Raw genomic sequence first — 20,153 nt, forward strand, 5'->3', positions numbered from 1 at the left:
CATCGCGCCCATGGGCATCCCCGAAAAAACTTTGGAATCGCGTGCAACCCTCTTCCGGCACCGTGCGTATACGAGGGGCGCCAGAGAGAGACAGGCACCCCCCGGAGCAAGACCCCCGCCAGAAAGGGATAAACGATGATCACGCTGAAGGCCGCCTTGATCGCAGCGTCCGCCATCGGGACCGTTGCCGTGGGCGGCGGCGCGACGTGGGCCATGACCGGCTCCCACCACGAGGCCGGCCTCCAGTCGCACGGTTCCAAGGTCCCCGCCGTCGAGCGCAAGGTGCAGGACGCCGCGCCCAAGAACGTCGCGCCGACGTGCCTGCCCGCGAAGCCCGGTCTGCCCAAGGCCCCGGCCGACGGTGCGAAGAAGCAGGTCGAGCAGCACCTCAAGCAGCACCCCGTCACCAAGAACCTGCCGCAGGGGCAGCTGCCCAAGGCGGGCGTCCCGACCGACCTCCCGACCACCGGGGTCCCCGGCGTGAAGGCCCCGGACGGCAAGAACCTCCCGAACGTCCCGGCGAAGCCCGGCGTTCCGGCCGTCCCCGGCGTTCCGGCCAAGCCCGGCGTCCCGGCGAACCTGCCCACCTGCGTGCCGTCCACCGGCAACCTGCCCGGCGGCGTTCCGGCCAAGCCGAAGACGAGCGTGCCCGGCACGCCCGCCAAGCCGGCGCTGCCCGCGCTGCCCAAGCTCGACTGCAGCTCCCTGCGGCCCGCCGTGAAGGTCGGCGGCACCGTCGAGAAGACCGTCATCACGACCAAGGGCCTGCGCTACGTGTCGGCGGTCCCCGGCTCGACCGAGCTGCGCAAGAAGCAGGTCTGCGCCGTCACGCAGAAGTGGACCGGCAAGGCCGGCCAGTGGCTGACCGTGGAGACGCTGAAGACCCGCGCCGGCATGACGCAGGAGCAGCTGCGCCAGGCCCTCGGCCTGCCCGAGGGCGGCACCCCGCTGACCGTCGCCGGAGTGGCCGCCTGGCAGAGCCCGAACGGCGACGGCGTGCTGCTGTTCGACCCGAACGGCACCTCGCTGCTCGTCAACGGCAGCCCCGTCGTGTCCGGCGGGCTGAAGGACGTGGCCGCCGCCCTGCACAAGACCGGCTGACACCGGCCAGGAACGGCGACACCAGCAACACCGCAGTACCAGCAACACAACACAGACGAGGAGTGGGCGGCCCAGGCGCGGGGCCGCCCGCTCCCGGCCAGACAAACTGCCGGAACCGCTCTAGCCGGGACGGAGCACTGTGGGGCGTCGAGACGACGAGTCGTTCGTGGAGTTCGTGGCGGCACGCGGCGATGCCCTGCTGCGCACCGCCGCACTGATGTGCGGGGCTCGGCAGGACGCCGAGGACATCCTGCAGACCGCGCTTGAAAAGGCCTACCGACACTGGGGACGGCTGGAGGCCGACAGCGATCCCGAGCCCTACGTCCGCCGGATCCTGGTCAACCTCGTGATCAGCCGGTCCCGGCGGTGGAAGGTGCTCCGGGAGATCCACATGGCGAGGCTCCCGGAGACGCCGGCCGCCTCGCCCAACCACTCCGTCGAACTGAGGGGAACCCTGATGGAGGAGCTGCGCAAGCTCGGTCCGCGGCAGCGCGCGGTCCTGGTCCTGCGCTTCTGGGAGGACCTGTCGGAGGCGGAGACGGCACAGGCTCTCGGCTGTTCGGTCGGAACGGTCAAGAGCCAGGCGTCCCGGGGGCTCGCCAGGCTCCGGGAACGCCTCGACCGGAACCTGGCGCCACTGGGGAGATGAGCGATGGATCTGGAGAGTGAACTGCGGAAGGCCATGGCCGAGCAGGTGGCCGGGGCGACCGCGTCACAGTCGCTCGTCGCCGACGTCAAGCGGCGCCACCGCCGCCGCAAGGCCCGCATCCACGCGGCCGGCGGCGTCGCGGCCGCCTCGGTCGCGGCCCTGGCCCTCGTACCCACCTATCAGTCGTTCCGGGCCACACCCGCCGGGAACTCCGAGACGGCCCGTCCCAGCAACAGCGTCTCGGCGTTCCGGCTGCCGGAGCGACCTCCCGCCCCGGGCGTCCCCGCGTCCCCGTCTCCCGAGGGGACGCCCGAGGCGGGAGCCTCTCGCAAGCCGCAACCGCGCGGCTCGTCCGGCGACGGGCACGCCCCGTCCAGGCCGGGGGTGCCCGGCGCCGTCGGCAGGCTGCCGCAGTGGATCACCTATCTGCCGGGCGGCCTGACCTCCACCGGCCCGTGCGAGGTCTCCGGGAGCGGCGGACGCGAGACCACGACGTGCTCGTGGCGCGGGAGCGGCGGCTGGGTGGAGGTCGCGCTCGTGAAGGGCGGCGGGCTGACCGGCCCGCAGGACCTGATGCGCGCCCCCGGCGTCCCCGGCCACACGTCCGTCCACGGGACTCCTGCGCTCACCGGCGACCGCCCCGACTCGGCGCGGCAGATCTCCTGGATCGCGCGGCCCGGCGTCGGCGTCACCGTGACCGCCGCCGGAACGGCCAAGGACCGGCTCATGCGCATCGCCGAGGGCGTGCGCCCCTGAGACCCCGTTCGGCGGGACGTCCCGCGGCGGAGAGGGGCCGCGTGCGGGACGTCCCGCCGGACATCCGGGGGACGGGCCCGGCGGAGGCCCGTCCCGCATGGAACCGGCCCCGGGATCTGTGCACCCGGGGCCGGTTTCGTGTCGATCGGGTCAGCTCGCCTCGGAGAGCAGCTTCGCGACGCGCGAGACGCCCTCGACGAGGTCGTCGTCGCCCAGCGCGTACGAGAGGCGGAAGTAGCCCGGCGTGCCGAACGCCTCGCCCGGCACCAGCGCGACCTCGGCCTCCTCCAGGATCAGCGACGCCAGCTCCACCGACGTCTCCGGACGCCTGCCGCGCAGCTGCTTGCCGAGCAGCGCCTTGACCGAGGGGTAGGCGTAGAACGCGCCCTCCGGCTCGGGGCACACCACGCCCGGGATCTCGTTCAGCATCCGCACGATCGTGTGCCGGCGCCGGTCGAACGCCTTGCGCATCTCCGCGACCGCCGACAGGTCGCCGGTCACCGCGGCGAGGGCGGCGGCCTGGGAGACGTTGGCCACGTTGGACGTCGCGTGCGACTGCAGGTTCTGCGCGGCCTTCACCACGTCCGCCGGGCCGATCAGCCAGCCCACCCGCCAGCCGGTCATCGCGTAGGTCTTCGCCACCCCGTTCAGGACGAGCGTCCGGTCGGCCAGCTCCGGCACCACCACGGGCATCGAGTGGAACTCGGCGTCCCCGTAGACGAGGTGCTCGTAGATCTCGTCGGTGACGACCCACAGGCCGTGCTCGTCGGCCCAGCGGCCGATCGCCTCGATCTCGTCCCGCGTGTAGACCGCGCCCGTCGGGTTGGACGGCGACACGAACAGCAGCACCTTCGTCCGGTCGGTGCGCGCGGCCTCCAGCTGCTCGACGCCCACCTTGTAGCCGGTGGTCTCGTCGGCGACGACGTCCACGGGGACCCCGCCCGCCAGCTTGATCGACTCGGGGTAGGTCGTCCAGTACGGCGTCGGGACGATCACCTCGTCGCCCGGGTCGAGCAGCGCCGCGAACGCCTCGTACACCGCCTGCTTGCCGCCGTTGGTCACGAGCACCTGCGACGCCTCGACCCGGTACCCCGAGTCGCGCTCGGTCTTCTCGGCGATCGCGGCGCGCAGCTCGGGCAGCCCGCCCGCGGGCGTGTACTTGTGGAAGCGCGGCACCCGGCACGCGGTCACCGCGGCCTCGACGATGTAGTCGGGCGTGGGGAAGTCGGGCTCGCCCGCGCCGAACCCGATGACCGGGCGGCCCGCCGCCTTCAGCGCCTTGGCCTTGGCGTCGACGGCCAGCGTGGCGGACTCGGATATCGCGGCGATGCGCTTGGAGATGCGAGGACGGTCGATGCTCATGCCCCTATCGTTACAGACGGCCCCCCGGGACCCGCAGCCATATATCCGAGCCGGTCGGACGGGTCGCCGCCGCGGCTCGCGGCGATCCGCCGGGATATCCGGTTCGACGCGGGCCCCTCCGGCACGTAGACTCCTCCTCCAAGTGACGTGTCACCGGTATACGCGCCTGTCCGCACGCGGGCATCGATGAGGCCGTAAGCTGGGACCCGGCACCGCCCGATCCCACGGTCGGGTTTCTCCTTAGCCGGAGAAGTGAAGGGCAGTGGCTCAATTGGTAGAGCTCCGGTCTCCAAAACCGGCGGTTGGGGGTTCGAGTCCCTCCTGCCCTGCGAGGTGCGGTGCGCGCACCCGTCCCCGGCCGCGCCATGGCGTCGCCGTGGCACTCCGCGGCACGGGACCGCGCGGCAACCACAGGGTGGTTGGATCACGACCTATGAGGTGAACGGCGGCAAATGGCGACTGAGACTCGCGACGAGCCCGAGGCCAAGGACGAGGGCAAGGGCAAGAAGAAGTCCCCTTCCAGGCGGACCTCGCCCGCGCTGTTCGTGCGCCAGATCATCGCCGAGCTGCGCAAGGTCATCTGGCCGACGCGGCGGGAGCTGATCACGTACACGACCGTCTCGCTGATGTTCGTGCTCGTCATGGTCGCGATCGTCTCCGGTATCGACTACGGGCTGCAGAAGGGGATCTACGAGATCTTCGGCTGACGCCGCCCGGGCCGGGGCCGGGCCCCGCCGCACCTTCGCAAGTCCATCACCGCAGACCGAGAGAAGAGTCCACCGTGTCCGAGTCCTCACAGCCCTACGACGAGGCCGTTGAAGAGGCCCAGTCTGCTGCGGCTGCTGCGGCAGACCAGGCGGGAGCCGCCGACGAGACGGCCGAGGCGGTCGTCTCCGCCGGCGACGCCGAGCCGGCGGACACGAAGCTCGAGGACGAGGAGGCCCCCGCGCCGGACGCGGCCGAGGGCGCCGCCGAGCTCGCCGAGGCCGTCGAGGGCGAGGAGCCGGCCGAGTCCGCCGAGGGCGAGGAGGCCGGTGAGGAAGAGGCCGCCGCGCCGCCGGTCGACCCGTACGCCGAGTTCAAGATGCAGCTCCGCCTCCAGCCGGGCGACTGGTACGTCGTGCACTCCTACGCGGGCTACGAGAACCGGGTCAAGACCAACATCGAGACCCGCACGCAGACCCTCAACATGGAGGACTACATCTTCCAGATCGAGGTCCCGCAGCACGAGGTGACCGAGATCAAGGGCGGCAAGCGCCAGAAGGTCAACGAGAAGGTCCTGCCGGGCTACATCCTCGTCCGCATGGAGCTCACCGACGAGTCGTGGGCCGCGGTCCGCAACACGCCGGGCGTCACCGGGTTCGTCGGCCTGCTGAACAAGCCGTCCCCGCTCAGCCTGGACGAGGTCGCCAACCTGCTGGCCCCCGAGCCGGAGGAGGGCGTCGCCAAGGCCGCCAAGGAGCAGGCCAAGGCCCCCGCCACCGTCGACTACGAGGTCGGCGAGTCGGTCACCGTCATGGACGGCCCGTTCGCCACCCTCCCCGCCACCGTCAACGAGATCAACGCCGAGCAGCAGAAGCTCAAGGTGCTGGTCTCCATCTTCGGTCGCGAGACCCCGGTCGAGCTCTCCTTCAACCAGGTCTCCAAGATCTGACCCGCCTTCACGGGCGAGTCGGCCTTCCGAGCCCCGAACCCGCCTCCCGGTCGGCCCGGGCCGCTCCGGTCAGGCCGTATCCTTGACAGGTCGTCCTCGCTCCGGCGAGGACGGGTTCGGGTTCCCGGCCTCCGCTCTTGGAGGGACGGGCACCGTACTGCCCCGCTTCAGCGGGGATGACCCCATCGCCGCACTCGTCAGGGTGCGACCTGCTCCCCGCGTCCGCGGGGCCGGGGGTCGGCCAAGGTCCCAACACGGCGGTCTAGTTCCGCCCGCCGTGTTGCCCGGTATCCGGGAGTCGGGACCACAGTGAAACGGAACACGAGGGAGAGGCATGCCTCCCAAGAGGAAGAAGATCGCCGCGCTCGTCAAGGTCCAGCTCCAGGCCGGACAGGCGACCCCGGCGCCGCCGGTCGGTACCGCGCTCGGTCCGCACGGCGTCAACATCATGGACTTCTGCAAGCAGTACAACGCTGCCACGGAGTCCCAGCGCGGCAACGTCATCCCCGTAGAGATCACCATCTACGAGGACCGGTCGTTCACCTTCGTCACCAAGACCCCGCCGGCCGCGCAGCTCATCCTGAAGGCCGCGGGCGTGGAGAAGGGCAGCGGCGAGCCGCACAAGACCAAGGTCGGCTCGGTCACCCGCGACCAGGTCCGCGAGATCGCCACGACCAAGATGCCCGACCTCAACGCCAAGGACCTCGACGCCGCGGAGAAGATCGTCGCCGGCACCGCGCGGTCGATGGGCATCGAGGTCAAGTAAGCCACCCCAGTGGGAGGGCCCGCGCCGGCCCCTACCACGAGTTCCATTTGGAGGAACGCACATGAAGCGCAGCAAGGGCTACCGCGCCGCGGCCGAGAAGATCGACCGCGACCGGCTCTACAGCCCGGTCGAGGCCGTGAAGCTGGCCAAGGAGACCGCCGTCACCAAGTTCGACGCGACCGTCGAGGTCGCCATGCGGCTGGGCGTCGACCCCCGCAAGGCCGACCAGATGGTCCGCGGCACGGTCAACCTGCCCCACGGCACCGGCAAGACGGCCCGCGTGCTCGTCTTCGCCGTCGGCGCCAAGGCGCAGGAGGCCGAGGCGGCGGGCGCCGACATGGTCGGCTCCGACGACCTGATCGAGCGGATCCAGGGCGGCTTCCTGGACTTCGACGCCGTGGTAGCGACCCCGGACCAGATGGGCAAGGTCGGCCGGCTCGGCCGGGTGCTCGGTCCGCGCGGCCTGATGCCGAACCCGAAGACCGGCACGGTCACCATGGACGTGTCCAAGGCCGTCTCCGACATCAAGGGCGGCAAGATCGAGTTCCGGGTCGACCGGCACGCGAACCTGCACTTCATCATCGGCAAGGCGTCCTTCGACGAGCGCCAGCTGGTGGAGAACTACGCCGCCGCGGTCGACGAGATCCAGCGTCTCAAGCCGTCGGCCGCGAAGGGCCGGTACGTCAAGAAGGCGGCGCTGACCACCTCGATGGGCCCGAGCATCCCGGTGGACCCGAACGCGGTCCGCAACCTGACGGCCGAGTTCGAAGAGGCCTGACCGAACCCGGCGTCGAACGCCGTCGAGCAGGGCGCCCCCGGTACGACCGGGGGCGCCCTGCCGCTTTCCGCCCCGCCGCAGGTCGCGTTCAGCGGGACGGCATCGGCGGCCCTGGTCCGTCCGACGCTAGATTCGGCGCCCGGATCGTCGGCGAAGGGGATGTGATGGGCGGATCGCGGCATCGGGACGTCCGCCGGCTGGACGGCGTGCACCGGCTGCACGACGTGCTCGTGGCGGCCGCGGCGGACGCCCCCGACGCCCCGGCTCTGTCGGTCGACGGCACGACCTGGACGTTCCGGGAGCTGCGCGCCCGGACGGACGCGCTGAGCGCCCACCTGTCCGCGAGGTGCTCGCCCGGCGCGCGGGTGGCGCTGCTCGCGCACAACCGGCCGGAGTACGTGGCGGCGTACTACGGGGTCCCGCGCGACGGCAGGATCCTCGTGCCGCTCAACCAGAGGCTGCATCCGCGCGAATGGGCCGACCAGATCGTCCGCTGCGGCGCCGAACTGGTCGTCGGTGAGCCCGACATGCTGGAGCGGCTCGCCCGCGAAGGCGACCTGCCCGCCGGCCACCCGCCGCTCGCCGATGTCGCCGACCTGCCATGGGACGGCCCGGCCCCCGAGCCTGCGGGGGTGCGCGATCCGGCCGAGGTCGCCTGGCTGATGTTCACCAGTGGCACGACGGGTCGGCCGAAGGGCGTGAGGCTCACCCACAGGAGCCTGCTCGCGGGCCTCGCGGTGACGGTATCGGGGCGTCCCGTGCTGCCGGGGGACGTGTTCTGCACGCCTTTCCCGCTGTGCCATGTGGCGGGCTACCAGGTCATGATGCACCACCTGTTCCGGCGGCACGCGGTGGTGCTTCGCCGCTTCGATCCGGCCGCCCTGGTGGAGACGGCGCGCCGGCACGGGGTCACAACCCTGTCGCTGGCCCCGACGATGCTGGAGGACCTGCTCGCGCACCTGGAGGGGGACCAGGCGGCGCTGGAGGCGCTGCGGGCCACCCTCCGGGTGATCGTCTACGGCTCGGCGCCGATGCCGGTGCCGCTGCTGCGCCGCGCCGGCGAGGTGCTCGGCTGCGACCTCAACCAGGGGTACGGCATGACCGAGCTGTCCGGCAACGCGACGTTCCTGTCCCCGGCGGACCACCGTGCCGCGGTCGCGGCGCGGCCGGAGCTGGCGGCTTCGGCGGGCCGTCCCGGCGACGGCGCGGAGATCGCGGTGATCGGCGAGGACGGGACGCCGCTGCCGCCCGGCGAGCAGGGCGAGGTCGTGGTCCGGGGACCGCAGGTGGCGGACGGCTACTGGGACGACCCCGAGGCCACAGCCGAGGCGTTCGCGGACGGCTGGTTCCGCACGGGCGACGCGGGCCGCATCGACGAGGACGGCCACCTGTACCTCGCCGACCGGCTCAAGGATGTGATCATCACGGGCGGGGAGAACGTCTCGTCCCGCGAGGTGGAGGACGTCCTGCGCACGGTTCCGGGCGTGCGCGAGGTCGCGGTGGTGGGGCTGCCCGACCCGCGCTGGGGCCAGACGGTGTGCGCGGTGGTCGTGCCGGACGCCGTCCCGCCGGACGGCGCGGAGCTGATCGCGGCCTGCCGCGCCCGGCTCGCGGGCTTCAAGACCCCGCGCCGCATCGAGTTCGCCGCCGCCCTGCCGCGCACCGGCACAGGCAAAGTCCGCAAGTCAGCCCTCCGCGCCCAACTGACCGGCCGCCCCGAGAAGCCCTGAACGCGGAGGCGTGGGGGGCGGATACACGGGGCGTAGTCCGGAACCGGACAATCTGGTACTCGATTGTTTTGTTACCCACGAGGAACCTGGTGTTGAATTGCCCGGGTGAAGCGTCGTACCGATCGGGCCATCGCCATCTCCGCCGTGACCGCGGTGGCCGTCGTGCCCACGGCGATCCTGATGGTGGTCAAGATCGGCGGTGACTCGCCGAAGGACGGAGGGGCGCTGCCCCCCTCCGCCGCGATGGCCCAGCAGGACCCCGCCAACCCCAACGGCGCCGCGTCCGCCACGGTCACTCCGGGCACGCCCGGTGCGCCGGGGTCCGGCAACGGCGCGAGCCCCCGGCCGGGCACGCGCGGGCCCGGAGGCGGGGGAGCCCCGCACGGCCTGCCCACCGCGCCGCCCCAGCCCGGCCCCAGCCTGCACTCCTTCACCCGCAAGACGGACATGAAGGTGACGGTCGGGTCCGGCGGCGACTACCAGCACGCGACCGAGACGGCCTCGTTCACGCTGTGGCCGAAGTTCGCGATGAGCGCCACGGGCGTCACCCAGACGATGAAGGGCGGCGAGCTGTCCAAGGTCACCCAGAAGGTGATCGTCCAGGGGAGCACGCTCAAGGGCTACGACGGGCAGAAGTGGACGAAGTCCACGCTGACCCAGGCGCAGCTGGGCAAGCTGCAGAACGAGTCCGACCCCCGCCAGTTCACCTTCATGATCGGGACGCTGCCGGGCATGACGGCGAGCGAGCCGGACGCCGCCGGGCTGACGCGCTTCACCGCGCAGGGGCTCATGGGCGGGGTGTACCCGCTGCTCCCGCAGGACGCGGCGGCGGCGTTCCGCAAGTGGATCCCGGACGACACGGGCTGCGGGCTCGATCTGCTGGCCGACAGCGAGGCCCGCCCGACCACGATCAGCCTCGGCGCGCAGGGGCCGGGTGCCGGGTTCGCCGGGTCGATGACGTTCGGCTCCTACCGCTGACGCGGGCCGCGGCACCGGTCGCACACCGCCGTTCCACCGCCCCGCCGCCTTACCGTCCGGCCATGGGACGGCTACGCCGTTGGTCGTACCGAACCGGGCGCCATTCGTACCACCGGGGGATGTAGCGCCGTTAGCGTCCGAAGAGACTGGGAACACCAGCAGGGCGACAAGGGAGGCTCAACCCTCATGAACCGACGATTCGTGGTGGCGGCCGGTGGCACGGCGGTGGGCGCCGCGCTCCTCCTCTCCGGATGCAACGGGGACGGGTCGGAGAACACCGGCAACATGAAGCTCACGGCGAGCCAGGCGCTGCTGAAGGCGTCCGAGAAGACCGGCAAGAAGGACACGTTCAAGGCCGACCTGACGGTGACGGGCACCGGCGACGGCGGCGGGAAGATCCACGCCAACGGCCAGTTCCGGCTGCGCCCGTCGCTGGAGTTCAGCGCGAAGCTGGACGAGTTCAGCCGGAACGGGCAGAGCGTCCCGGGCGCCAAGGGCCAGGCGATCTTCACCGACAACGTGCTGTACGCGAAGGTCCCGCAGCTCGCGCAGTTCGTCAGCAACGGCAAGCCCTGGGTGCGGATCGACGTGAACCAGGTGTCGCAGCGGACGGGCTTCGACGTCCAGGGCCTGGTCGACCAGGTGCAGAAGGTGGACCCGGCCGAGCAGACGAAGATGTTCACCGGCTCCAAGGACGCCCGCAGGGTCGGCACCGCGACCGTCGACGGCGTGAAGACGACGCACTACGCCGGGACGGTCACCGTCGAGGACGCTCTGAAGCAGCTGGACGCGGAGGCCCGCACGAAGGTCCAGCACTGGCTGCCGAAGGACCGCGCCAACGGGAAGATCAACTTCGACCTGTGGACGGACGGCGACAACCTGCCGCGCAAGCTCGTGTCCAAGGCCACCGGGTCCCAGGGCGAGAACGGCACGGTGACCGTCCTCTACAGCGACTACGGCAAGTCCGTGAACGTGAACACGCCCCCGTCCGACCAGGTGGGCCAGCTCTCCCTGCAGGGCATCCTCGGCGGTAACTGACGGCCGGCGACTCACGGCGGTGTCGACGATGGTGAACCTCGGCGGGGTCCTTTGCGTCTGATGTACCGTTCGCCCCGCATCACCCGGGTGCCAAGGAGACCAAGGAGACCCCCAAGATGATCCGTCGTTTCGCCGCAGGCACGGCGCTGGCCACCGGCCTCGCCCTCTCGCTGACCGGCTGCCTCGGGGACGCCGGGAAGAAGGTGGACGATGCCGGCAAGGGACTGAGGCTGTCGGCCGCGCAGGTCCTCGGCAAGGCCGCCGAGAAGACCGGCCAGATCGACTCTTTCCAGGCCGACATGTCGATGCAGATGACCGGCACGTCGCAGGGTGACGCCTCGATGAACGGCACGATGCAGTACCGGACGAAGCCCGACCTCGCCTACAGCATGAACTTCGCGCAGATGACCGTCGGCGGCAAGTCGGTGGGCGGCATGGAGCAGCGGCTCGTCGGCCGGAACATGTACATGAAGATGCCGATGCTGTCCCAGCTCGGCGGCGGCTCCAAGCCGTGGATCAAGATCTCGCTGGACGAGCTGGGCGCGAAGTCCGGCATGAACATCGACGAGCTGCTCCAGCAGTCCCGGCAGATGGACCCGGTCCAGAACACCAAGATGCTGACGGCGTCCAAGGACGCGCGGGAGGTCGGCAAGGAGACCGTCGACGGTGTCCAGACGACCCACTACACCGGCACGTACCGGATGGAGGACGCGGTCGCGAAGCTCTCCCCGGAGACGCGGGAGGCCTACCGCAAGAGCCTCGGCAAGACCGGGCAGCAGGCCATGCACTTCGACCTGTGGGTGGACGGTCAGCAGCTGCCGCGCAAGATGACGATGAAGTCGACGCAGTCGACCGAAGGCGACATGACCATGACGATGAAGTACCGCGACTTCGGCAAGCCGGTGCAGGTCACCGAGCCGCCGGCGAGCGAGGTCACCGACTTCGGCGAGATCATGAGCCGGCTCGGCAACGGCAACGGCCTCCCCGGCGCCTGACCCGGCCCGGCCCGGCCGGGCCCGCCCCGCATGCGGCGGGCCCGCGTCCGAGCACGACCGAGGGACCGTACCCCGACCGGGGCACGGTCCCTCCGTCGTGTCCCCGGGGTGTCCCCACCCCGTCCTGTCCTCTGATTTGGTCTCTCAAGTCATCGCACGTATTCTGTTCCGTGCCGAAGACCGCCGGTCGTCACCTCCCTCGAGGTGACCGAAGGACCCGACTCACGTCGGGCGGCCTGCGTAGGTGAGACGAGAGCTTCCCGCATGGCCTCCGTGCCGTGCCTGGACGCCCCGTGCGCCTGCGCCGGGGCGTTTTTTGGTGGATCGGCGCCGAAACCCGCACGCGGGCGAGGCGCGGATCGGACCACCCAGGTAATCGGAAGGAGGGCTATGGCCAAGGCCCACAAGGACGCGGCGATCGCCGAGCTCAAGAGCGAGTTCGAGAGCTCCAACGGCGCCGTGCTGACCGAGTACCGCGGGCTTAGCGTCGCGCAGGTCAAGGAGCTGCGCGACAACCTCGGCGAGACCGCGCGGTTCCGCGTGGTGAAGAACACGCTGACCAAGCGCGCCGCGAACGAGGCCGGTGTCGACGAGCAGTTCCGTGATCTGCTCGAAGGCCCGTCGGCCATCGCGTTCGTCCGCGGCGACGTGGTCGAGGCCGCCAAGGGCCTGCGCGACTTCGCCAAGGCGAACCCGATGCTGGTGATCAAGGGCGGCTTCATCGACGGTCAGTCGATGGACGCCGCCGAGGTCACCAAGCTGGCGGACCTCGAGTCGCGCGAGGTCCTCCTCGCGAAGCTGGCCGGCGCGATGAAGGGCTCGATGGCGAACGCCGCCGCGCTGTTCAACGCCCTGCCGACGCAGGCCGCCCAGCTCGCCGAGGCGCTGCGCGCCAAGCGCGCCGAGGGCGAGACCGCCGAGGCACCCGCCGCCGAGGCGTCCGCCGAGTAGGCAACCCGCGGTCCAGTACCACCCCAGATCACAAGCCATAGCGGAGGAATCATCATGGCGAAGCTCAGCACCGACGACCTGCTCGACGCGTTCAAGGAGATGACCCTTCTCGAGCTCTCCGAGTTCGTGAAGCAGTTCGAGGAGGTCTTCGACGTCAAGGCCGCCGCCCCCGTCGCCGCCGTCGCCGCGGCCCCGGGCGCGCCGGCGGGTGGCGCCGAGGAGGCCCCGGCCCAGGACGAGTTCGACGTCATCCTCGAGGGTGCCGGCGACAAGAAGATCCAGGTCATCAAGGAGGTTCGCGCCCTGACGAGCCTCGGCCTCAAGGAGGCCAAGGACCTGGTCGACGGCGCGCCGAAGCCGCTGCTCGAGAAGGTCAACAAGGAGACGGCCGACAAGGCCAAGGAGGCCCTGGAGAAGGCCGGCGCGTCGGTCACCGTCAAGTAAGGCGCTCCAGAGCTCCCGGAGCCTCGCGGCTCCACCGCTCTCCAGGAGGCGGTCACCCCGGTGGGGTGGCCGCCTCCTTCGTGTTGCGGCGGTGTCCGTAGGGCCTTGTCGCGGAACGCGCGGGGCCTTGTCGCGGAGCGCGGACCTGGGGCGCCGGGGCGGCCCGTTTCCTGTACGGAGGTGACAAACCCCTGCCGGAAACCGTGTGCCCTGACGGGTTGTGCCGCTTCCCGCCCGCGGCGTAGCGTCCCGTCCTGACGCACTGGCCACACCCGGCCGCGGGCGTCTCCGCAGTGCGGCGGACCCCCGGTCGTCAGCCGTCGCCGGCACCCCGGTCTTGAGGCTCCGGTTCTTGGACCACTAGTCTCATAGACGCCGTAAGTAACGATTGTCTTACGACGTCGCATTTAGCCGCTGATCTGGGTCGGAACCCCTTCCATTTGGACGGGGGGCCGCTACGGTAGTGGCACCCGTCACGGCTACCGGACGGTAGCAATGCGGCGGACACGCAGCGTGACAGCGGAACGCGGTGTGGAACGCGGCGTGACGACAAAGGCGCGGTGTGACGACAGAAAGAGCCTGAGTGCTACTCGCTCATTGGTTCGGGATTCCCCCGGCCTGGACGAAAGGTGACGAGTGGGCGTCGAGATCAGAGTCGAGGGCCTGACGAAGTCCTTCGGCCGCCAGGTGATCTGGCAGGACGTGTCGCTGACCATTCCCGCAGGTGAGATCTCCGTTCTCCTGGGTCCGTCCGGTACGGGCAAGTCGGTCTTCCTGAAGTCCCTGGTGGGACTGCTCAAGCCCGACCGCGGGCACATCTGGATCGGCGACAGGGACCTGCCGTACCTGCCCGAGTCGCAGCTCTACGACACCCGGAAGCAGTTCGGCGTCCTGTTCCAGGACGGCGCCCTCTTCGGCTCCATGAACCTGTTCGACAACATCGCGTTCCCGCTCCGCGAGCACACCAAGAAGTCCGAGTCCGAGGTCAAGCGCATCGTCCTCGAGAAGATGGACATGGTCGGCCTCCTCGGCGCCGAGCACAAACTGCCCGGCGAGATCTCCGGCGGTATGAAGAAGCGCGCCGGCCTTGCCCGCGCCCTCGTCCTGGACCCCGAGATCCTGCTGGTGGACGAGCCGGACTCCGGCCTCGACCCGGTCCGCACCGCGTTCCTGAACCAGGTGTTCATCGACCTCAACGCCCAGATCGGCGCGACGTTCCTGATCGTCACGCACGACATCAACACCGCCCGCACCGTCCCGGACAACATCGGCCTGCTGTACCAGCGGCACCTGGCGATGTTCGGGCCGCGGGAGATGCTGCTGTCCAGCGAGGAGCCCGTCGTCCGGCAGTTCCTCAACGCCAGCAAGATCGGCCCGATCGGCATGTCCGAGGAGAAGGACGAGTCCGAGCTCGAGGCCGAGGCGAAGATGGGGCACGACCCCGGCAAGCTGCCGCCGATCCCGCCGCAGCAGATGCCGAGCAACGGGCTGCTCCGCACCGGTATGCACGCGCCCGGCGCGTGGTGCGCGGCGCACGGCGTCACGCCGCCGCCCGGCTCGTTCATCGACGACCTCGGCCGCAACTGGGTCGAGGAGTGGCCGCGCTACGTGGCGTCGATGACGCCCGTCGGCGCACCCGCCGGCGGCGCGCACGGAGCGCCCGGCGGCATGCCTCCCTCCGGTCCGCCGCCCGGCGGTCCCGGTGGACAGTTCCCGGGCAACCCGCCGCCCGGCCGGCCGGGAGCGGGTGCAGGCTACTGATGTCCACTCCTGGTATCGGCGCGGACCAGCGAGGGGCAAGGAAGGGCGGGGGCTCTTCTGCGACGTTCCGCAAGATCGGGGACGGCGCGGCCAACGTCGCGATCAAGGAACCCGGACGGTTCTTCGCCCTGTGCCTGGACACCGCCCGCGCGGTGTTCCAATGGCCGTTCCAGTGGCGCGAGTTCATCCAGCAGGCCTGGTTCATCGTCAGCGTCACCGTCGTCCCCACGATGCTCGTCGCCATCCCCTTCGGCGGCGTGCTGTCCCTCCAGGTCGGCGGGCTGATCCGGCAGCTCGGCGCGCAGTCCTACACCGGCGCGACCGCCGTGGTCGCGATCGTCCGGGAGGCCAGCCCGCTGGTCACCTCGCTGCTGGTCGCGGGCGCCGCGGGCTCGGCGATGTGCGCCGACATCGGCTCCCGGAAGATCCGCGAGGAGATCGACGCCATGGAGGTGCTCGGGATCAACCCCCTGCACCGCCTCGTGGTGCCGCGGATGCTCGCCTGCGCGTTCGTCGCTCTGTTCCTGAACGGGCTGGTCTCGGTGGTCGGCCTCCTCGGCGGCTACTTCTTCAACGTGATGCTCCAGGGCGGCACCCCCGGCGCCTACCTGGCCTCCTTCAACGCGATCGCGCAGTTGCCCGACCTGCTGCAGGCCGAGTTCAAGGCGTTCGTGTTCGGCATCACGGCGGGCCTCGTCGCGGCCTACAAGGGCCTGAACGCCAAGGGCGGACCGAAGGGCGTGGGCGACGCGGTCAACCAGACCGTCGTCATCACGTTCATGCTGCTCTTCCTGGAGAACTTCCTGATCTCCACGCTGTACTTCCAGTTCGTCCCGTCGAAGGGGATGTAGATGACCGCCCCTGGCAAGACGGGCAAGGCGGCCCGGCGGGTGGTGAGCGCGCCGCTCGACAGGCTGGACGACTTCGGCCACCAGATGTCGTTCTACGCCCGCGCGTTCGCGTGGGTGTTCCGGGTGCTGACCCGGTACCGCACCGAGGTGCTGCGGCTGCTCGCCGAGGTGAGCCTCGGCACCGGCGGCCTCGCGGTGATCGGCGGCTCGGTGGTGATCGTCGGGTTCATGACGTTCTTCACCGGCAGCCAGGTCGGCCTGCAGGGCTACGAGTCGCTGAACCAGATCGGCACGGCCGCGTTCACCGGGTTCGTCGCGTCCTACTTCAACACCCGCGAGATCGCGCCGCTGGTGTCGGCGCTCGCGCTGTCGGCGACGGTCGGCTGCGGCTTCACCGCCCAGCTCGGCGCGATGCGGATCTCCGACGAGATCGACGCGCTGGAGGTCATGGCCGTCCCGTCGATGCCGTTCCTCGTCACGACCCGGATGCTCGCCGGGATGATCGCGGTCATCCCGCTGTACATCGTGGGCCTGCTCGCCTCCTACGGCGCGACCCGCGTGATCGTGACGATGTTCTACGGGCAGTCGACCGGCACCTACGACCACTACTTCCATCTGTTCCTACCGCCGTACGACATCTTGTGGTCGTTCGGAAAGGTGATCGTCTTCGCGGTGCTGGTGATGCTGATCCACTGCTACTACGGCTACCACGCCTCCGGCGGTCCGGCGGGCGTCGGCGTGGCGGTGGGCCGCGCGGTGCGGACCAGCATCGTGGTGATCAACGTGGCCGACCTGATGCTCGGCATGGCGATCTGGGGCACCACCACCAGCGTTCGGATCGCGGGGTGACCGGGATGAGCGGAGCGAACCGGGGGGTGTGGGGGGTCGCCCCCCCACCGGAGGTGCGGTCATGAGTCAACGTTTGCGGTTCCGGGTGCTCGGGCTGTCGATGATCCTCGTGATCATCCTGCTGCTGGCGCTGACCGTGGCGCTGTACAACAAGGCGTTCACGCCGACCCTCAACGTGCGGGTGCGGAGCGAGCGCGCGGGCCTGCAGCTGCTGCCGCACTCGGACGTGAAGGTCCGCGGCCTGATCGTCGGGGAGGTGCGCAGCGCCGACGCCGACGCGCGGGGCGCGACGCTGCACCTGGCGCTCGACCCGGACAAGGCGAAGCTGATCCCGCGGAACGTCCAGGCGCGGCTGCTGCCGAAGACGCTGTTCGGCGAGAAGTACGTGGACCTCGGGGTCCCGGCCGACGCGGGCCCCCTCGGGCTGCGCTCGGGCCAGGTCATCCAGCAGGACCGCTCCCAGGCCGCCGTCGAGATCGACAAGGTGCTGAACGACCTGCTCCCGCTGCTCCAGGCGGTGAAGCCGGCGGAGCTGAACACCACGCTGAACGCGCTGGCGACGGCGCTGCAAGGCCGCGGCGACCAGATCGGCCGCAACATCGAGGAGGCCGACGAGCTGCTGCGGAAGATCAACCCGCAGCTGGGCACGCTGGTGCACGACCTGAACGCCCTGGCCGACGTCTCCGACATCTACAGCGCCGCGGCGCCCGACCTGCTGCAGACGCTCCGCAACATCAACGTCACCAGCCGGACGATCACCGACAAGAAGGCGACGATCGAGCAGCTGATCCCGGCGACTACGGCGCTGGCACAGGACGGCGACGTGTTCATGCGGCAGAACGGCCCGAAGATCATCGGCTTCAACATCGCGAACCGGGACGTCCTGGACCTGGTCGCCCGCTACTCGCCGTCGCTGCCGTGCGTGTTCGCCGGGCTGATGAAGATCCGGCCGGAGGCCGAGCGGGTGGCCGGGGGGAACGGCTCCAAGACCTTCAACCTGACGGTCGAGATCGTCAAGCCGCGGCCGGGCTTCAAGTACCCGCTGGACAAGCCGGAGGTCAAGGACCAGCGCAACCCGCGCTGCTACGGCCTGCCGAACCCGAAGGTCCCGTCCCCGGACTACCTCGCGCTGGACGGCACGGAAGACGACCTGTGGTGGAAGAACCCCGATGACCCGAACGGCGGCGGGAGCCGCGGCCGGGCCCTGTCGAACGTCTTCGTGGACCCGGGCGCGATGAGCGAGAAGGAAAAGATCAAGAGCGTGCTCGGACCGGTGACGCGGACCCCCTCCGACCGGCTCTCCGACGTGTCGGCGCTGATGTTCGGGCCGCTTCTCGCGGACGGATCGGTGGTGACGGTCAAGTGAGGACGACGAGCGCGGCGATCAAGCTGGCGATCTTCGTGGTCGTCACGTCGCTGGCCACCGGCGTGCTGGCGATGACGATCTCCAACATGCGGTTCCGGGAGACGACCACCTACAAGGCGATCTTCTCGGACGTGACGGGCCTGCTCGACAACGACGACGTGCGCGTCGCCGGCGTCCGCGTCGGCCAGATCGAGCACATCGAGCTGTACCGGGGCGACAAGGCCGAGGTCACGTTCAGCCTCCAGAAGGAGAACGTCTTCAAGGCGGGGCTGCCCTCGTCCACCAAGGCGCAGATCCGGTACCGGAACCTGATGGGCCAGCGGTACCTGGCGCTGACCGACGGCGCCGGGCAGGCCAACGACTACCTGAAGCCCGGCGGGACGATCCCGATCGCGCAGACCACGCCGGCGCTGGACCTGACGACCCTGTTCAACGGGTTCCGGCCGCTGTTCCGCGCGCTGGAGCCCAAGGACGTCAACACGCTCGCGATGCAGATCATCCAGGTGCTCCAGGGCGAGGGCGGGACGATCAACAGCCTGCTCGCGCACGTGGCGTCGCTGACCAACACGCTCGCCGACCGGGACAAGGTCATCGGCGACGTCATCGACAACCTGAACACCGTGCTCGGCACCATCGACGAGCGCCACAACGAGGTCGACCAGCTGGTCACGGACCTGCGCGGCTTCGTCAGCGGGGTGTCGGGCGACCGTCAGGCGATCTTCGACTCGGTGTCGGCGATCAACGACCTGACCGGCACCACGCAGAGCCTGCTCGCCGACGCCCGCCCCGGCATCCGCAACGACATCGCGGGGCTGCGCAAGCTCACCGCCACGTTCGACGCCAACGGCAAGGAACTCGACGCGGGCCTGCAGCGGACGCCGAAGCGGCTGGAGGGGCTGGTGAACATCTCCTCCTACGGCTCCTGGTTCAACATGTACATCTGCGGCCTCGACGCGCGGGTGCGGCTGCCGGGCGGACCGGTCTACCAGACGCCGGCGATCGTGAACGAGAACGCGAGGTGCAAGTAGATGAGGATCCCGTTCCGGGAACGCAACCCGGTCCCCATCGGGCTGTCCGCGTTCGCGATCATCATCGTGCTGGTGGCGCTGGCGATGAACCTGGAGAACCTGCCGCTCGTCTCCGGCGGCTCCACCCACACCGCCGCGTTCCGCGAGGCGGCCGGGCTGCGGGCCGGCGAGGAGGTCCGCGTCGCGGGCGTCAAGGTCGGCAAGGTCACCGGGCTTGAGCTGGCCGGCGACCACGTGAAGGTCACCTTCCGGGTCGACGACGGCGTGCGGCTCGGCGACCGCACCGAGGCCGACATCAAGATCAAGACGGTGCTCGGCGCGCACTACCTCGCGCTCACCCCCCGCGGCCGCGGCAAGCTCGGCCGCAACGTCCCGATCGAGCGGACGCACACCCCGTTCGAGGTCGTCCCCGCGATCAGCGAGCTGAGCCAGCGCGTCGGCGCCATCGACGTCCAGCAGGTCGCGAAGTCGTTCGACGTCCTGTCGGACACGTTCAAGAACTCCCCCGAGGAGGTCAGGGCGTCGCTGCAGGGGCTGCGCCGGCTGTCCAACACGGTCGCGTCCCGCGACGACGAGCTGCACGAGCTGGCCGGCAAGGCCAAGGACGTCTCCAAGCTGCTCGCCGACCGCAACCAGGACTTCGCCAAGCTCGTCCAGGACGGCGACAAGGTGCTCCAGGCGGTGCAGGCCAGGCGCGCGGTCATCCACCAGCTGCTGCTCAACACCGTGGCGCTGTCCCAGCAGGTGAACGCCCTGATCAGCGAGAACGACAAGCAGCTGCGCCCGATGCTGGACAACCTGGCCAAGGTCAACCGGATCCTGCTGAAGAACCAGAACAACCTGGACCGGATCCTCCAGCTGTTCGCGCCGTTCGCCCGGCAGTTCTCCGACGTGACGGGCACCGGCCGCTGGTTCGACTCGTGGATCCAGAACCTCATCCCGATCCCCGCCTCGATCCAGAACCCCCCGCCCGGCGGCGGGGCGGCGACGAACAAGCAGGGCGCCCGGCCGGGCGGCGGTTCCTCCGGCACCGGCTCGCCCGGCACCGGCAAGACCGGCAACAGCGACAACCCGTTGCCCTTCCTCCCGTGAGCAG

20 protein-coding genes and 1 tRNA gene are annotated in these 20,153 nt (G+C 70.3%); 20 read left to right on the forward strand and 1 reads right to left on the reverse strand.

What is annotated here, in order from left to right:
- Positions 1-135 precede the first annotated feature (135 nt).
- From FKD65_RS28420 to FKD65_RS28430, 3 genes are all read left to right on the forward strand, one after another.
- A complete protein-coding gene (locus FKD65_RS28420) occupies positions 136-1,101 on the forward strand; it encodes a hypothetical protein (RefSeq protein ID WP_141580539.1) in 966 nt (321 codons plus the stop codon).
- 139 nt (positions 1,102-1,240) lie between these two features.
- A complete protein-coding gene (locus FKD65_RS28425; RefSeq protein ID WP_141580541.1) occupies positions 1,241-1,750 on the forward strand; it encodes a SigE family RNA polymerase sigma factor in 510 nt (169 codons plus the stop codon).
- A 3-nt stretch (positions 1,751-1,753) separates the two neighbouring features.
- Complete coding sequence (locus tag FKD65_RS28430) at positions 1,754-2,506, forward strand: hypothetical protein (RefSeq protein ID WP_141580543.1); 753 nt, start codon at positions 1,754-1,756, stop codon at positions 2,504-2,506.
- A gap of 150 nt (positions 2,507-2,656) precedes the next feature.
- Here the strand turns inward: FKD65_RS28430 and FKD65_RS28435 are convergent, their stop codons facing one another.
- Entirely contained in the window at positions 2,657-3,868 is a 1,212-nt protein-coding gene (locus tag FKD65_RS28435) for a pyridoxal phosphate-dependent aminotransferase (protein ID WP_141580545.1), read from the reverse strand.
- Positions 3,869-4,124: 256 nt separating this feature from the next.
- On the opposite strand from FKD65_RS28435, the gene FKD65_RS28440 reads away from it, so the two are divergent.
- The 17 genes from FKD65_RS28440 (at position 4,125) to FKD65_RS28520 (ending at position 20,149) form a co-directional block, all read left to right on the forward strand.
- A tRNA-Trp gene (locus tag FKD65_RS28440) sits at positions 4,125-4,197 on the forward strand.
- Between the two features lie 123 nt (positions 4,198-4,320).
- Positions 4,321-4,575 (forward strand): preprotein translocase subunit SecE, encoded by a 255-nt coding sequence (secE, locus tag FKD65_RS28445; RefSeq protein WP_141580547.1) that lies wholly within the window; start codon positions 4,321-4,323, stop codon positions 4,573-4,575.
- A gap of 74 nt (positions 4,576-4,649) precedes the next feature.
- Positions 4,650-5,522 carry a transcription termination/antitermination protein NusG gene (nusG, locus tag FKD65_RS28450; protein WP_141580549.1) on the forward strand — a complete coding sequence of 291 codons (873 nt, stop codon included), beginning with the start codon at positions 4,650-4,652 and terminating at the stop codon, positions 5,520-5,522.
- A 334-nt stretch (positions 5,523-5,856) separates the two neighbouring features.
- The gene (rplK, locus tag FKD65_RS28455) at positions 5,857-6,288 is read left to right on the forward strand and encodes a 50S ribosomal protein L11 (RefSeq protein ID WP_141580551.1); all 432 of its coding nucleotides are present in this window, start codon (positions 5,857-5,859) and stop codon (positions 6,286-6,288) included.
- Between the two features lie 61 nt (positions 6,289-6,349).
- Complete coding sequence (rplA, locus tag FKD65_RS28460; RefSeq protein ID WP_141580553.1) at positions 6,350-7,066, forward strand: 50S ribosomal protein L1; 717 nt, start codon at positions 6,350-6,352, stop codon at positions 7,064-7,066.
- A 164-nt stretch (positions 7,067-7,230) separates the two neighbouring features.
- Positions 7,231-8,796 carry a class I adenylate-forming enzyme family protein gene (locus FKD65_RS28465; protein WP_141580555.1) on the forward strand — a complete coding sequence of 522 codons (1,566 nt, stop codon included), beginning with the start codon at positions 7,231-7,233 and terminating at the stop codon, positions 8,794-8,796.
- 105 nt (positions 8,797-8,901) lie between these two features.
- A complete protein-coding gene (locus FKD65_RS28470) occupies positions 8,902-9,774 on the forward strand; it encodes a hypothetical protein (RefSeq protein ID WP_141580557.1) in 873 nt (290 codons plus the stop codon).
- Between the two features lie 186 nt (positions 9,775-9,960).
- Positions 9,961-10,812, forward strand: coding sequence for an LppX_LprAFG lipoprotein (locus tag FKD65_RS28475; protein ID WP_240809645.1), 852 nt, complete (start codon positions 9,961-9,963; stop codon positions 10,810-10,812).
- Between the two features lie 116 nt (positions 10,813-10,928).
- Positions 10,929-11,807 carry an LppX_LprAFG lipoprotein gene (locus FKD65_RS28480; RefSeq protein ID WP_141580559.1) on the forward strand — a complete coding sequence of 293 codons (879 nt, stop codon included), beginning with the start codon at positions 10,929-10,931 and terminating at the stop codon, positions 11,805-11,807.
- 390 nt (positions 11,808-12,197) lie between these two features.
- Entirely contained in the window at positions 12,198-12,758 is a 561-nt protein-coding gene (gene rplJ / locus FKD65_RS28485) for a 50S ribosomal protein L10 (RefSeq protein ID WP_141580561.1), read from the forward strand.
- Between the two features lie 54 nt (positions 12,759-12,812).
- Positions 12,813-13,202, forward strand: a complete 390-nt coding sequence (rplL, locus tag FKD65_RS28490; protein WP_141580563.1) for a 50S ribosomal protein L7/L12 — start codon at positions 12,813-12,815, stop codon at positions 13,200-13,202.
- Between the two features lie 636 nt (positions 13,203-13,838).
- Complete coding sequence (locus tag FKD65_RS28495; protein ID WP_141580565.1) at positions 13,839-14,963, forward strand: ABC transporter ATP-binding protein; 1,125 nt, start codon at positions 13,839-13,841, stop codon at positions 14,961-14,963.
- Positions 14,963-15,814, forward strand: a complete 852-nt coding sequence (locus tag FKD65_RS28500) for an ABC transporter permease (protein ID WP_240809646.1) — start codon at positions 14,963-14,965, stop codon at positions 15,812-15,814. Before FKD65_RS28495 ends, FKD65_RS28500 begins: the two co-directional genes overlap by 1 nt.
- Positions 15,815-16,663 carry an ABC transporter permease gene (locus FKD65_RS28505; RefSeq protein ID WP_141580567.1) on the forward strand — a complete coding sequence of 283 codons (849 nt, stop codon included), beginning with the start codon at positions 15,815-15,817 and terminating at the stop codon, positions 16,661-16,663. It begins immediately after the preceding gene.
- 61 nt (positions 16,664-16,724) lie between these two features.
- Positions 16,725-18,029 carry an MCE family protein gene (locus FKD65_RS28510; RefSeq protein ID WP_141580569.1) on the forward strand — a complete coding sequence of 435 codons (1,305 nt, stop codon included), beginning with the start codon at positions 16,725-16,727 and terminating at the stop codon, positions 18,027-18,029.
- Positions 18,026-19,057 carry an MCE family protein gene (locus FKD65_RS28515; protein WP_141580571.1) on the forward strand — a complete coding sequence of 344 codons (1,032 nt, stop codon included), beginning with the start codon at positions 18,026-18,028 and terminating at the stop codon, positions 19,055-19,057. The genes FKD65_RS28510 and FKD65_RS28515 overlap by 4 nt, the downstream gene beginning before the upstream one ends.
- Entirely contained in the window at positions 19,058-20,149 is a 1,092-nt protein-coding gene (locus FKD65_RS28520) for an MCE family protein (RefSeq protein ID WP_141580574.1), read from the forward strand. It abuts the gene before it with no gap.
- Positions 20,150-20,153: the final 4 nt, after the last annotated feature.

Source organism: Actinomadura sp. WMMA1423, from assembly GCF_006547145.1.
Lineage (GTDB): Bacteria > Actinomycetota > Actinomycetes > Streptosporangiales > Streptosporangiaceae > Spirillospora.

What these genes read in the sequence shown, in the direction of transcription:
- rplJ (WP_141580561.1), top strand. Translation starts at nt 12,198, where the DNA reads ATGGCCAAGGCCCACAAGGACGCGGCGATCGCCGAGCTCAAGAGCGAG.
- FKD65_RS28480 (WP_141580559.1), top strand. Translation starts at nt 10,929, where the DNA reads ATGATCCGTCGTTTCGCCGCAGGCACGGCGCTGGCCACCGGCCTCGCC.
- FKD65_RS28520 (WP_141580574.1), top strand. Translation starts at nt 19,058, where the DNA reads ATGAGGATCCCGTTCCGGGAACGCAACCCGGTCCCCATCGGGCTGTCC.
- rplK (WP_141580551.1), top strand. Translation starts at nt 5,857, where the DNA reads ATGCCTCCCAAGAGGAAGAAGATCGCCGCGCTCGTCAAGGTCCAGCTC.
- secE (WP_141580547.1), top strand. Translation starts at nt 4,321, where the DNA reads ATGGCGACTGAGACTCGCGACGAGCCCGAGGCCAAGGACGAGGGCAAG.
- FKD65_RS28505 (WP_141580567.1), top strand. Translation starts at nt 15,815, where the DNA reads ATGACCGCCCCTGGCAAGACGGGCAAGGCGGCCCGGCGGGTGGTGAGC.
- rplA (WP_141580553.1), top strand. Translation starts at nt 6,350, where the DNA reads ATGAAGCGCAGCAAGGGCTACCGCGCCGCGGCCGAGAAGATCGACCGC.
- FKD65_RS28465 (WP_141580555.1), top strand. Translation starts at nt 7,231, where the DNA reads ATGGGCGGATCGCGGCATCGGGACGTCCGCCGGCTGGACGGCGTGCAC.
- FKD65_RS28500 (WP_240809646.1), top strand. Translation starts at nt 14,963, where the DNA reads ATGTCCACTCCTGGTATCGGCGCGGACCAGCGAGGGGCAAGGAAGGGC.
- FKD65_RS28510 (WP_141580569.1), top strand. Translation starts at nt 16,725, where the DNA reads ATGAGTCAACGTTTGCGGTTCCGGGTGCTCGGGCTGTCGATGATCCTC.
- FKD65_RS28435 (WP_141580545.1), bottom strand. Translation starts at nt 3,868, where the DNA reads ATGAGCATCGACCGTCCTCGCATCTCCAAGCGCATCGCCGCGATATCC.
- FKD65_RS28430 (WP_141580543.1), top strand. Translation starts at nt 1,754, where the DNA reads ATGGATCTGGAGAGTGAACTGCGGAAGGCCATGGCCGAGCAGGTGGCC.
- FKD65_RS28475 (WP_240809645.1), top strand. Translation starts at nt 9,961, where the DNA reads ATGAACCGACGATTCGTGGTGGCGGCCGGTGGCACGGCGGTGGGCGCC.
- FKD65_RS28420 (WP_141580539.1), top strand. Translation starts at nt 136, where the DNA reads ATGATCACGCTGAAGGCCGCCTTGATCGCAGCGTCCGCCATCGGGACC.
- rplL (WP_141580563.1), top strand. Translation starts at nt 12,813, where the DNA reads ATGGCGAAGCTCAGCACCGACGACCTGCTCGACGCGTTCAAGGAGATG.